We start from the raw sequence: 12,613 nt of genomic DNA, 5'->3' as shown, positions 1-12,613 counted from the left end.
CTGGGATGGGGGCGGGATGGAACGGATCGCGGTGGGGATGTTGGGGCTGGGGAACGTTGGCTCCGGAGTCGCTCACCTGCTCGGGCAGTGCGGCGACCGGATCGCGGTTCGCTCGGGCAAGCGGGTCGACCTGAAATGGGCCGTGGTTCGCGATCCCGCGAAGTCGCGCGACGTCGACCTGGCCGGGGTTCGCCTGGTGACCGACGCGCGTCGGGTCATTGAGGATCCCGAGGTTGGGGTTGTGATCGAGGCCATGGGGGGGACCGACCCTGCCTTGTCCTTGATTCTCGAGGCGCTGGCCGCTGGCAAGGACGTGGTGACCGCCAACAAGGCGCTCCTGGCCGAGCACGGACCGCAAGTCTTTGCGCAGGCACGCAAGTATGGCCGGGCGATTGCCTTTGAGGGGAGCGTCGGTGGGGGAATCCCGATCATCCAGGCGCTCGGGGTCTCGCTGGCGGCCAACCAGGTGCAGAGCCTGGCCGCGATCGTCAACGGGACCTGTAACTTCATCCTGAGTGCGATGACCCAGGACGGGCTCACTTACGATGTAGCCCTTCGTCAGGCTCAAGAGCTCGGATATGCGGAGGCGGACCCGACGCTGGACGTCGACGGCAGCGACACCGCCCACAAGCTTGCGATTCTCGCCCAACTGGCGTTCGGCGCCAGCGTCAAGACTGCGCAGATTGCCCGCGAGGGGATTGATCGGCTCCAACTGGCCGACCTCAAGTATGCCGCTGAACTTGGCTATGCGATCAAACTGCTGGCCCTGGCCAAGCTGTCCGACTCGGGGCTTGAGCTGAGAGTCGCACCGACCCTCGTCAAGAAAGGGACGCCGCTCGCCGAGGTTCGTGGCCCTTATAACGCGATCCGAGTGGTGGGAGACGCGGTTGGCGACACCTTCTTCTATGGTCGAGGCGCCGGGATGATGCCGACCGCGTCAGCGGTCGTCGGCGACCTGATCGATGTCGTGGTCGGTCGAGCGGCCTTGACTTCGCGGGCCTTGAATCTCTGGCCCGAAGCGGCCCCGGCCCCTCGCCTGAGCTCGGCCGCTCAAGTGCGAAGCCGATACTATCTTCGGTTCACGATCGCCGACCGCCCCGGCGTACTCGCCGCGCTGGCCCAGGCACTCGGCGCGCACGCCATCAGCATTGCCAGCGTGATTCAGCACGATCCGGGGGACGATGCTCCGGCGGATAGCCCCGTTCCGCTGGTCATCATGACGCATTCCGCAGTCGAGGCCGAGCTGACGGCGGCGTTGGCCGAGATCGATCGGCTCGACGTGGTGCGAGCCCCAAGCATCTGCCTAGGCGTGGAAGAATAACCGTTCATAAAGGTGGCCAGTGAGCCGTCGGGTTCGTTCCGGTTCCCGCGGCTTCTCCTGCGTTCGCGAGATAGACAGTCCATCGAGCACGAGATCCATGCCGACCAAGTACGCCATTGTGATCCCCGACGGAGCGGCCGACGAGCCGCAGGAGTCGCTCGGCGGCAAGACGCCGCTGCAAGCGGCACGGACCCCGGAGATGGACCGAATCGCGCGGGAGGGTGTGCTTGGCCGTTCGCGCAACGTCCCCGACAAGTTCATTCCGGCCAGTGATGTGGCGACCCTGAGCCTGTTCGGCTACGACCCGCTGGTGTATTACACCGGCCGGGCTCCGCTTGAGGCAGCTGCGATGGGGCACGCCCTCGGAGCTGACGACTGGGCGATCCGTTGCAATCTGATGACGATTCGCGACGGGCTCCTGAGCGACTTCACCGCAGGCCATATCACCAGCGAGGAAGGGCAAGTCCTGATGGAGGCGCTCCAGGCTAAGCTGGGGCGCCCGGGGGTCGAGTTCTTCCCGGGGGTGAGCTACCGCAATTTGCTGATCGTCCGTGGTCAGGGGAAGCCCGCGCCGTTTGATGAGACGACCCTGACGACCCCCCCTCACGACCAGCCCGATCGGCCGGCTGCCGACTTTTTGCCGCGAGGTACGGGTTCGGAACTTCTCCAGGAACTGATGCGGGAAGGGACCGCCTTGGTCCGTGATCACCCGGTGAATCAGGCTCGGCTCGCCGCCGGCAAAGCGCCGGCCAACGCGATCTGGCTCTGGGGACAAGGGAAGGCCCCGGCCTTGCCGAAGTTCGCCGATCTTCATGGGCTGAAAGGGGCGATCCTGTCGGCGGTCGACCTGGTCCGTGGAGTCGGTGTGCTCGCTGGTTGGAACCGGATCGACGTTCCGGGAGCGACCGGTTATCTCGACACGGATTACGCGGCCAAAGGGCGATCCGGGATTGAGGCGTTGAAGGACCATGACCTGGTCTGCGTTCACGTCGAGGCCCCCGACGAGGCGAGTCACGAGGGGCGTTGCGATGCCAAAGTCGAGGCGCTCGAGCGCATCGATCACGACATCGTGGGCCCGCTTCGGCGTGCGCTCGAAGGCTACGGGGATTGGCGGATTCTGATCTCACCCGATCATGCGACCCTACTTCGGACTCGGGCTCACGACCGGGATTGGGTGGCTTGGGCAATGGCCGGTACCGGCCTCAAGTCATCAGGACACCCCTACGATGAAGTTTCGGCCCGCGCAGCCGGCGGCCCGTCATTCGAACGTGGCTTCGAGTTGATGAAATCGTTTCTAGGATCGACCTGACTCTCCCCTTCCTTTTTCCGGTGGGTGAAGGGCTTCCTTCATTCCCGACGAGCCCGAGATTTGCGGAGCCAAGCACGTGCCTCTTCTGGTCCAGAAGTTTGGCGGCACCAGCGTCGCCGATGCCGATAAGATTCTCGCCGCGGCCCGCCGCGCCATTCAGGCCCATCAGCGTGGACAGCAAGTTCTCGTGGTTGTCTCGGCGCGTGGTCACACGACCGACGAACTGATCGCGCTGGCCAAAGAGATTAACGAGCATCCCCCCGCGCGAGAGATGGACATGCTCCTCTCGACGGGCGAGCAGATCAGCGTCGCGCTCATGGCGATGGCGATCCAGGCGCTCGGCGTGCCCGCGATCAGCTTCACCGGGGCACAGATCGGTCTCGTGACTGACAGCTTTCACAGCAAGGCGCGAATCCGCAACATCTCGACTGAACGGATGATCCAGGCCCTCGACGAGGGCAAGATCGTCATCGTCGCCGGGTTCCAAGGGGTGGATCAGGACTACAACATCACAACTCTGGGACGCGGCGGATCCGACACGACCGCCGTGGCCCTGGCCGCCGTGCTGGGGGCCGACGCCTGCGAGATCTATACCGACGTTGATGGCGTCTACACGACCGACCCCAGAGTGGTCCCCGAGGCGCGGAAGATCGATCGGATCAGCTACGACGAGATGCTCGAGCTCGCCAGCCTCGGCGCTGGGGTCATGCATTCGCGGTCGATCGAGTTCGCCAAGAAGTACGGCGTACCGGTCCACGTCCGCAGCTCATTTTCCGACGCGCCCGGCACCTGGATCGTCGCCGAGCAGGATGCCCGCAGGCTGGGTGTGACGGTCACAGGCGCAGCCTTGGCCAAAGATGAAGCGCGGATCACGGTCTTCCGAGTTCCCGACCGCCCGGGCGTCGTCCACTCGCTCTTTCACTCGATCGCCGGGTCGCACATCGTGGTGGACATGATCGTCCAGAACGTCGCGACCGACGGAACGACCGAGGTCAGCTTCACCGTGGACTCGGGCGACCTGGCCGAGACGCTTCGCACCGTCGAGAACGCCGCTCGGTCCGTCGGGGCGTCCGGGGTCGCGCACGAAGCCGAGGTCGCCAAGGTCTCGGTTGTCGGTCTTGGGATGAAGACGCACACCGGGGTGGCCACGACGATGTTCGAGGCCCTGGCTAACGCCGGCATCAACATCCAGATGATCACGACTAGCGAAATCAAGATCAGCGTGTTGGTCGATCGTGCGTCGGCTGCTCTCGCCCTGCGAACCGTGCACAAGGCATTTGGCCTTGATGAGTGGGATAACACCGCTTGGCCCCCGTTCTCGATTGAGAACGCTCAGACCAAACCACTGCGGCAGCCTCAGGACGCAGAGAACGGATCCAATTCGACCTCGCCTCAAGGGATGGAAGAACTGGTGATCTCGGGAGTCGAGCTCGACGAGGCACAGGCGTGCCTCACCTTGTTCAACGTCCCCGACGAACCCGGTTTTGCTGGGCGGGTCTTCCGCCGGATCGCCGATGCGGGAGTTTTCGTTGACATGATCGTGCAGAACATCAGCACGGCTGGCAACACCCATCTCTCGTTCACCGTGCCGCGCGCCTCGGCTGAAGATGCCACGAAGGCCGTGACCGGAATGGGCCCGGGGGAGGTCTCGGTCGAGTCGAGCATCGCCAAACTGTCAGTTCTCGGCGTCGGAATGCGCACCCATACCGGGGTGGCGACTCGGATGTTCGGCGCCTTGGCCGAACGTGGAATCAACATCGCCTTGATCAATACCAGCGAGGTCCGGATCAACGTGGTGACCGATATCAGTCGGGGCCAAGAGAGCCTCATCTGCTTGCGGGAGGCCTTTTCACTGGCCGATGAGGCGTGACTCCAGTGACGCTGCGAAGCGGGTGAAGGGAAATGTGATGGGCGCAGCCAATCCCGGTTGTCGGGAATTGGTGGGGGAAGTTCATCCTTGGAAGACAGGTTTTCGCGGAAGACCAACCCGATCCTTCCGACCGAACTAAGGACGTGACGCGACATGCCCGATCGTGGAGCCGGTCGCTTCTGGTTGGCCTCTGCTCAATCGAAATGGATGACCTTCGGCTGTGCTCTACTGGTGCTGGCCGCGCTGATTTGCATCGTTGGTATGCTCGGCCACTCCGGGCGAGTCAGCGAGGCAACCGATTTCGACGTCGTCCTCCATCGGTGGGTGGTCGCCCATCGTGGTGACTGGCCGAAGTTGACCTGGTCGATGCTCTTGGTGACCCGATTTGGTGATCCGCCGTTCGCCATCGCGTCAACCGTAGCTGCCATGCTCTGGATCTACAGTCTCCACCGGCGGTCGATCGCGGGCATTCGGCGGTCCGAGGTTCTCGTCTGGCTCTGGGCGATCCTCGGAGCCTGGTATCTCGGGAGTGTCCTCAAGCTTTATTTCAAGCGTGAGCGCCCCCCCCTCATCGACCGGCTTGTGAACGAGGGGTTGTACAGCTTTCCGAGTGGGCACAGTGTTTTTGCAGGTGCCTTCTACACCACGATGGCGCTTCTCCTGTCTCGTCTGATTCCCTCTTCGCGGCGTTGGCGGCGGCGTTTCGCCGTCGTCCTCTGTCTGTTCGCGGCCCTCACCATTGCGTTGAGCCGGGTCTGGCTGGGAGTCCACTATCCCACCGACGTGTTGGCTGGTTTGCTGATCGGTTCGTCGACAGTGCTCGGTGTGTGGCTGGCCCGGATCAGCCGGGCCCACCCGCAGCCTTCTGGCCAGGGGGATCAATCAGGCTCTCGAGAGTCGTCGGGACGAGAGCCATTCTCCGGGGGTTGAACGAACGGCCGGATTGAACGAGAATAAGTGACCTGACATCGATTTCTTTCTCTGGGCGCGAGATCTTATCTGTGGCACGCGACAAGGTGGTACTGGCTTATAGCGGCGGACTCGACACCTCGGTCGCCGTCAAGTGGATCAACGAAACGTACGACCTGGATGTGATCGCGTATACCTGTGACCTGGGGCAGGGGCAGGATATCCAGGCGATCCGCGAGAAGGCGCTGCGAACCGGAGCGGTTGAGGCGATCGCCGAGGACGTTCGGAATCTCTTCGTCGACTTCTTTGCGTTCCCGTCGCTGATGGCCGGAGCGCTTTACGAGGGGAAGTATCCCCTGGCGACGGCCCTGGGCCGCCCCTTGATTGCCCAACTGATGGTTCGAGTCGCTCGTGAGCACGGCGCTGTTGCCGTGGCGCACGGATGTACGGGCAAAGGGAACGACCAGGTTCGGTTCGACGTCACCTTCCAGACGCTCGCCCCCGACCTGAAGATCATCGCGCCGGTGCGCGAGTGGAAGTGGACGCGGACTCAGGAACTCGAGTACGCGGCGCAGCACGGCATCGAGGTCGAAGCGACGAAGAAATCCATCTTCAGCACCGACCAGAACCTTTGGGGCCGGTCGATCGAAGCGGGGATCCTCGAGGATCCGTGGGTCGAGCCCCCCGCCGAGACCTTTCAGTGGACCGTCGACCCGCGCACCGCTCCGGACGAGCCGGAAGAGGTCGAGATTACGTTTGATCGGGGCCGCCCTGTGGCTCTGAACGGTCAGGAACTCGGTGGGACCGAGCTGATCGAGGAACTGAACAAGATCGCGGGCCGTCACGGAGTCGGGCGAGTCGACCACATCGAAAACCGACTGGTCGGCATCAAATCACGTGAGATTTACGAAGCTCCTGGGGCGCTCGTGCTCCACGAGGCGCATCGCGAGATCGAATTCCTCACACTCTCCAAAGAGGCGCTCCGGTTCAAGACCTTGGTCAGCCAGGCCTACTCCGACCTGATCTACAACGGCCTCTGGTTCAGCGCATTGCACCAGGACCTGATGGCGTTCGTGGTCTCGAACCAGCAATTCGTCTCGGGCGTCGCTCGCGTCAAGCTGTTCAAGGGCCACGCGATGATCGTCGGCCGTAAGAGTGAGCATAGCCTCTACCGTCACGAGCTGGCGACCTACGAGGAAGGCGACCAGTACGACGCCTCCGCAGCCCTCGGATTCATCAAGATCCACGGCCTCTCGCAGACCACCCAGGCCAAGCATCAGTTGCTCAAGAGTGATGGCCGGACTCACCTCGAGCTGCCCAGCATCATTCCTCCCGCCCCTGAGAAGAAATAACCGACAACGCTTCAGGCAAAGCAATAAGAACGGCCCCCGGTGCTCGAAGGAGTACCGGGGGCCGTTTTGCTTTGTTGTGTGACCCTTGCCACACGGTTCGACTTCATTTGCAGGGGCGGGCGATCAGAGTGAGACCGTGGCTTCGTGCCATTGGACAGCCTTGGCTCAGTACGAATCGGCCCCGATGACCTCGCCCCGGTTGATGGTCTGAAGACCAGCCCAGATATCCCCGTTGATCGAGTCTTTGAGGAAGTGGACGCTACCGTCGGCGAACAGCATATTCAAGCCGCCGGAGTGTTTGCTCGACATCACCCAGACGCTCGGAAGTCTCTGAGGGTTGGTTCCTGGCGCCGGGGCATTGGGAAGCGTCAACTTATAGTTGGTGTTGCTGGTGGGATAGACTACTCCATGAGTCGACCCCCAACTCCCTGCAGCCCAGAACGGTCCAGGGCCTGCTCCTAGCCCGGAATGGATTTGCACGGACTCGCCGATCATGCAGGTGTTGCTCGAACCGTCACGGATATCATCGAACTTGACGGAAGAGTCATTGCCGAAGACGCCACGATCTTTGGGTCTTCCACTGATCGTCAGATTCTCGTCGTATCGGGCAACGCAGAGGACATAGTTACTACGCCGGGCGTTCAGCCGAGAAAACTGAGTTCCGCCAGCCGCAGACCCGGTCGGATCGTTGACGACGTCCGGCGCTTGATCTGACGGGCAAGCAAACGTCGCGATGAGTGTACCGACCATCGTGCTGTTGACGGTCTGCCCTCCCGCGGCGAGTCCGACGACCGTCGCGTTAAGGCTCCCCGCCAAGACTGCGTTGCTCGACGGCATGTTGAAGTTGTACCCCGCGTTGATCGCGGTCGCCTCGAGCTGATTCAGGATCATGGCAAAGCCGGTCGTGTTCAGCACGAGGCCCGTGCCACCATTAGCAACCGTTCCCCCCGTACCGAAGATCTTGGCTGGCGGAAGGGTGTTGAGGGCGGTGTGGTAGTTGTGAAGCGCAATCCCGAACTGCTTCATATTGTTGGCGCACTGGGCGCGGCGACCCGCTTCTCGGGCACTCTGCACCGCAGGCAAAAGGAGTGCAACGAGGACCCCGATAATCGCGATGACCACCAGCAGTTCGATCAGGGTGAAGCCGCGACGCGATCGCCTGAGTGATAACTCGTCCATCGTAAAACACACCTTTCCGCGGGAGATACGGTCAGTCCGATTTTAGAATGAGCACCGGGGATGTGACAACGAAGCTGAGAACCTTTTAACTCTAACCCACAGAACCCCTTGATTGCGAGTCAACTTTTTTGACGAGTGATTGCAAATCAAGATGAACCAACGGATAAAAACGAGACAAGGCGAGGCGGTGACTCCTCATGAACCCGGGTGTGTCCGAGGCGGATCGATCCTGACGAGGCTCATATCCGAACGGAGTGGGGCAAAGCCGGGACGCAGTGATCTAGGGTTTCTCGACCTTGAATGAGGCGAGATGCTCGTCGAGCCATTCGAGTGCCTCGCGCTTGCTGTTGATGAGCCGATCCAATTGGGCTTCGCGAATCTGTTCCAGAATGGTTGAGAAGTGACTTCCCGGGCTTAGTCCATAACGGACGAGGTCATGACCTGTGACTAATGGGGCAGGATTAATTGGCCCTGACGGTTGCGCTTCGATGTAATAACGGCAGTAGTCGACCTGGGGGGATTCGCCGAAGGAGGCAAGCGCGTCGGCGCGATGAAGCGCCAGCAGGTCGTCGATGCCCGGCATACTGAGCATCCGTTTGAGCTTGGCCTCGCGGAGTCGCTTGGCGTCGCCGAGATACTGATGAAACTCGACGAGCCAGCAGACTCGTTCGCGTTCCGTGTTGGACAGCTTCAGCCTGCGGCAAAGGTCGTCCGCGATCCGGCGGCCCACAAGCTCATGGTTGTGGAAGCTGATCCGACCTTTGTGAGTGGCCATGGTCCGGGGCTTGCCGACATCGTGCAAGAGAGCGGCGAACGCGAGGGGAAAGCTTGGTTCGCGGGGGAGCAAATCGAGCACGAGAAGCACATGGTCCCAGAGATCACCTTCCGGCTGGATCGGTTTGCCTTGGAAGACCCCTTTCATCGGGAGCAACGGAGGCAGAACGTGGGCGACGAGCCCGCACTCGAGCATCCGGTTCATGGCCTCTGAGCGACTCTCGTGGACCAGCATGCGCCGGAGTTCCTGGGCGATCCGCTCCGCGGCAACGACATGAATCTGGTTGGCCATGGTGACCAGGGCGGAGTGGGTCGCCGGGTCGATCGCCAGGCGGAACCGGGCCGCAAAGCGGATGGCACGGAGCAGGCGAAGCTTATCCTCCCGAAACCGCGCCCAAGGGTCGCCGATCGCGCGAAGGACGCGGGCATCCAGATCGGCCCGTCCTCCCACGTAGTCGATGATCTCACCGCTGAATGGATCGGAGAACATGCCATTGATTGTGAAGTCGCGCCGTTCGGCATCCTGCTCGGGCGAGCTGAAGACCACCGACTCCGGATGCCGGCCGTCGACGTAGGCGCCGTCGCTCCGAAAGGTGGCGACCTCCACCTCACCGCCTTCACGCGAATCGCGCACCCGAACGACGCCAAACGAAACGCCCACCGGGATGGTTCGGCGCCCGAAGATCGCCATGACCTGTTCGGGTCTTGCGTCGGTCGCGACGTCATAGTCGGCCGGTTCCCGGCCTAAGATCAGGTCGCGAACGCAGCCACCGGCCCAATAGGCTTGGAACCCCTCCTGGCGGAGGCGGCCGACGATCCTGGTGGCGAAGTCGCGATGATTCTCGTGGTTCGTCATTCCACAGGCCCATCCAGAGGCGGAGGAGCCTGGTCAATCTCCCCCTCCTGTCCGAGGAAGCGGACGGCCACCTGGGTTCCGCCGTACTGGCGGACGTCCCACTGTCCCAGGTCGGGCAGCACGGTCTCGTCCAGGTCTCGCCTCGACTCGACCACGAGGATTGAGCGAGTCGGTAGCTTCTTGATCAGGTCCTGGAGGAGTTGGTTCACCTTGTCGGCATGTTTGTCGAATTCTTGATACGGGGGGTCGAGGAATACGGCCGTGGGTTCGTCGTCAATGGGCTCGAACCCGCGTACCCAGCGGTAGGCGTCGGCGGTTAGGACCCGTCCCCGGTCTTCGTATCGGAGGGTCGCTATGTTCCGATAGATCAAGGCGACGTTGTCGCGGTTGCGTTCCACGAAGATTGCGTGTGAGGCGCCTCGGCTTAGAGCTTCCAGACCAACAGCTCCGGTGCCGGCAAACAGATCGATAACCAAGAGTCCTTCGATCGATTCACCGAGGATGTTGAATAATGACTCGCGTACCAGGTCGCTGGTAGGTCGCGTCGCTTTCCCCTTGGGACCATCGAATTTGTGGCCGCGCCGTTGGCCCGCAATGATCCTCATGACTTCAGACTCCGCCAGGCATCCTCGAGGCCCGCGAGCACTTCCTGCGGAGCCGTACCCCAAAACACCATCCTAAACGAATGCGTAGTCGGATGACAGAGATCATACGAACCGAGCTCCTCCGCCCGTTCTGGTTTAGGATTGTCGGTGAGTAGACGAGTGGCTGGGTGGCTTCCTCTATGGGACCCGATTTTTCATAAAGAGGGCATTGCCTCTCCGACCTCAGATGGACGTGGATGGTACGGGGCTCGTCTCACGACAGGTCCAAAGTACGAAGATCGATGTTTCGATTCGGGTTGACGTCTTTTGAGGGCCCGGCCATACTGCCCCGGCCGTTCGATAGGTGACCCGAAGCACGAAGTTTCGGGACCCAACTTGTGACTCATCGTGGTTGTGAACTCTCGCCCCGCTCCCCCCTCGTCCGGGCTCACCGAAAGATGACCGGGCCGAATCAAAGGGGTGGATCTAGTCTCCGGGACGAGCCGGATTCATGGACGAGGTTGGTCGTTTCGACTCCCACCGTAGACGACCAGCGTCAGGACCAACCCTAGAAGCAGGACACGGATTGTCATGCACCGGTCTCGGTCCGCGGCCGTACTGGTCGCCACACTCTTGTTCGTTTATTCGTCGAACGCGACTGCCGACTCACCGGAGGCGCTCGACCAAGCTCGGGCTCTGCTCGATAAAAATGATGCGCGAGGCGCTGTCGGTTTGCTCGAACGAGCGTTAACCGGCAACCCGGCTCAGCGAAATGCGGTTCTCGAACTGCTCCGGCAAGCCTACGGGCGTGCCGTGACCGAAGCGGAGGCGGCCGGTGATCGAACCAGTGCCGAGATGCTTCGTGACAACCTCGAGATCTTGAATCGCAAGCCAAAGTCGTTTGAGGAGAAGGCTCGGCCAGCAGCCGACCCGGCGGTCGAAAAGGCGATGGCTCCACTTCCGGAACAACCCGCCGCCCCTACCGATGATGGCATTGCCGCACAAATGCTGACCGCTCCCCCTTCCAGTCCGGCTCCCGTCGCGAGTCCTCCTCCTGTGGCGACCTCTCCTCGCGTCGAGCCTGCTCCGTCCTCCGTGGCGGCCCTTCCTCCCGTTGTGCCTACACCCTCTCCCGTGACGGCCCCTCCTGGCAAGGTTGCGGAACCTCGGGCGAACCCACCGGAACTCAGTGTCGCTGCCGCCGACGCCGCGTTCTCGGCCAAACAGTATGCGGAAGCGGGCCGCCTTTACATGGTGCTGGCCCAGCAGAAAAAGCTCCCCGAGAGTCGTCGCGATCATTTGGCTTATTGTCGTTGCGCGGAAGTTGTGAGACGAATCAACGCCAAACCAACCTCGGCCGAGGAATGGAAGAGCATCGACGCCGAGGTCCGCCAGATCTGTGATCTGAGCCCCAAGAACTGGTATGCCGACTATCTCAGGAATCTGACAGCGGAGCGGTCTCCTTCACGCCGGGCCCGCCCTTCCCGGAAAGTCGTGGTCCGTGGCTCCGCGCCCGAGGAACCGCCCCTCAATCCTCCTCGTCCCGAGGCCGAATCCCCGTCCTCGCCCCCCGCCCTCGTTGCTCAGGCCGCGGCCCAGCCCAAGCCAAACCAAGCCGGAACCCCGAATCCGACCCAGGCCCCTGGCGCTGCTGCCCCCGCGAGGAACTCGAGCCCTGCGGTCGTGGGTAATTGGCAAGTTCGCGAGACCACGAACTTCCGGATCCTCCACGCCGACCCCGCCCTGGCCGATCAGGTCGCACAGGTTGTGGAGGCGGCTCGTGAGGAGCAGGTCAAACGATGGATGGGGCCGTCAGCCCAAACCTCTTGGTCGCCGCGCTGCGACGTTTATGTCTATCCGAGCGGTAAGTCGTTCAGCAAGATGACCGGGCAAACCGAGGAATCACCGGGCTTCTCGACGATGGGGATGAATGCAGGTCGGATTGTGACGAGACGAATCAACGTCCGCGCGGACCATCCCAACCTGGTCGTGGCGATCCTCCCCCACGAAGTTACTCACGTCGTACTGGCCGACCTCTTTCCCACCCAGCAGATCCCTCGGTGGGCCGACGAGGGGATGGCTGTCCTGGCGGAGCCCCACTCAGAACAGCGGCTTCGGGCGGCCGATCTGGACAAGCCCCTGACTTCGGGACAGCTCTTCAAGCTCAACGAACTCATGGTGATGGACTATCCCGACGGCAAGTACTGGGGCCTCTACTACGCCCAGAGCGTCTCGTTGACACGGTTCCTCGTCGACCAAGGCAGCCCCGCGCAGTTTATTCAGTTCGTACAGGGCTCGCAGCAGCGCGGGCTTGAAGCCGAACTGAAACGGGTCTACCAGATTGACGGATTCGAAGACCTGCAAAAACGCTGGCTGGACTACGCACGAACCAAGTCCTCCGAACTGACGGCGGGTCTCGCGAAGAACTCCGAGAAGTCGAGCCAATAAGGGCCAGGTAG

General features: G+C 62.2%; 9 protein-coding genes. 6 read left to right on the top strand and 3 right to left on the bottom strand.

The features are described 5' to 3' along the window. The first annotated feature begins 16 nt into the window (after window positions 1-16). The 5 genes from SINAC_RS29130 (at window position 17) to SINAC_RS29110 (ending at window position 6,761) form a co-directional block, all read left to right on the top strand. Window positions 17-1,321 (top strand): homoserine dehydrogenase, encoded by a 1,305-nt coding sequence (locus SINAC_RS29130; RefSeq protein ID WP_015249147.1) that lies wholly within the window; start codon window positions 17-19, stop codon window positions 1,319-1,321. A 97-nt stretch (window positions 1,322-1,418) separates the two neighbouring features. Next, window positions 1,419-2,630 carry a cofactor-independent phosphoglycerate mutase gene (locus SINAC_RS29125; RefSeq protein WP_015249146.1) on the top strand — a complete coding sequence of 404 codons (1,212 nt, stop codon included), beginning with the start codon at window positions 1,419-1,421 and terminating at the stop codon, window positions 2,628-2,630. Between the two features lie 76 nt (window positions 2,631-2,706). After that, entirely contained in the window at window positions 2,707-4,500 is a 1,794-nt protein-coding gene (locus SINAC_RS29120) for an aspartate kinase (RefSeq protein ID WP_015249145.1), read from the top strand. Window positions 4,501-4,653: 153 nt separating this feature from the next. After that, window positions 4,654-5,430 (top strand): phosphatase PAP2 family protein, encoded by a 777-nt coding sequence (locus tag SINAC_RS29115; RefSeq protein WP_015249144.1) that lies wholly within the window; start codon window positions 4,654-4,656, stop codon window positions 5,428-5,430. Window positions 5,431-5,501: 71 nt separating this feature from the next. After that, the gene (locus SINAC_RS29110) at window positions 5,502-6,761 is read left to right on the top strand and encodes an argininosuccinate synthase (RefSeq protein WP_015249143.1); all 1,260 of its coding nucleotides are present in this window, start codon (window positions 5,502-5,504) and stop codon (window positions 6,759-6,761) included. Between the two features lie 165 nt (window positions 6,762-6,926). Here SINAC_RS29110 and SINAC_RS29105 read toward each other — a convergent pair whose 3' ends face one another. The 3 genes from SINAC_RS29105 to rsmD all read right to left on the bottom strand — a co-directional run bounded on the left by SINAC_RS29105 (window position 6,927) and on the right by rsmD (window position 10,175). Beyond that, window positions 6,927-7,940, bottom strand: a complete 1,014-nt coding sequence (locus SINAC_RS29105; RefSeq protein WP_015249142.1) for a DUF1559 domain-containing protein — start codon at window positions 7,938-7,940, stop codon at window positions 6,927-6,929. Between the two features lie 280 nt (window positions 7,941-8,220). Beyond that, the gene (locus tag SINAC_RS29100) at window positions 8,221-9,570 is read right to left on the bottom strand and encodes a CCA tRNA nucleotidyltransferase (RefSeq protein ID WP_015249141.1); all 1,350 of its coding nucleotides are present in this window, start codon (window positions 9,568-9,570) and stop codon (window positions 8,221-8,223) included. Continuing rightward, window positions 9,567-10,175, bottom strand: a complete 609-nt coding sequence (gene rsmD / locus SINAC_RS29095; RefSeq protein ID WP_015249140.1) for a 16S rRNA (guanine(966)-N(2))-methyltransferase RsmD — start codon at window positions 10,173-10,175, stop codon at window positions 9,567-9,569. The genes SINAC_RS29100 and rsmD overlap by 4 nt, the downstream gene beginning before the upstream one ends. 570 nt (window positions 10,176-10,745) lie before the next feature. On the opposite strand from rsmD, the gene SINAC_RS29090 reads away from it, so the two are divergent. After that, window positions 10,746-12,602, top strand: coding sequence for a peptidase MA family metallohydrolase (locus SINAC_RS29090; protein ID WP_015249139.1), 1,857 nt, complete (start codon window positions 10,746-10,748; stop codon window positions 12,600-12,602). Window positions 12,603-12,613 lie beyond the last annotated feature (11 nt).

Source organism: Singulisphaera acidiphila DSM 18658, from assembly GCF_000242455.2.
GTDB classification, from domain to species: Bacteria; Planctomycetota; Planctomycetia; order Isosphaerales; family Isosphaeraceae; genus Singulisphaera; species Singulisphaera acidiphila.
The sequence above is the reverse complement of the archived record's forward strand: the minus strand, read 5'-3'. Positions and strand labels throughout refer to the sequence as shown.

Excerpts from the sequence above, each read along its gene's own strand:
- SINAC_RS29130 (WP_015249147.1), top strand. The coding sequence starts at position 17 with ATGGAACGGATCGCGGTGGGGATGTTGGGGCTGGGGAACGTTGGCTCC.
- SINAC_RS29125 (WP_015249146.1), top strand. The coding sequence starts at position 1,419 with ATGCCGACCAAGTACGCCATTGTGATCCCCGACGGAGCGGCCGACGAG.
- SINAC_RS29115 (WP_015249144.1), top strand. The coding sequence starts at position 4,654 with ATGCCCGATCGTGGAGCCGGTCGCTTCTGGTTGGCCTCTGCTCAATCG.
- SINAC_RS29105 (WP_015249142.1), bottom strand. The coding sequence starts at position 7,940 with ATGGACGAGTTATCACTCAGGCGATCGCGTCGCGGCTTCACCCTGATC.
- SINAC_RS29100 (WP_015249141.1), bottom strand. The coding sequence starts at position 9,570 with ATGACGAACCACGAGAATCATCGCGACTTCGCCACCAGGATCGTCGGC.
- rsmD (WP_015249140.1), bottom strand. The coding sequence starts at position 10,175 with ATGAGGATCATTGCGGGCCAACGGCGCGGCCACAAATTCGATGGTCCC.
- SINAC_RS29090 (WP_015249139.1), top strand. The coding sequence starts at position 10,746 with ATGCACCGGTCTCGGTCCGCGGCCGTACTGGTCGCCACACTCTTGTTC.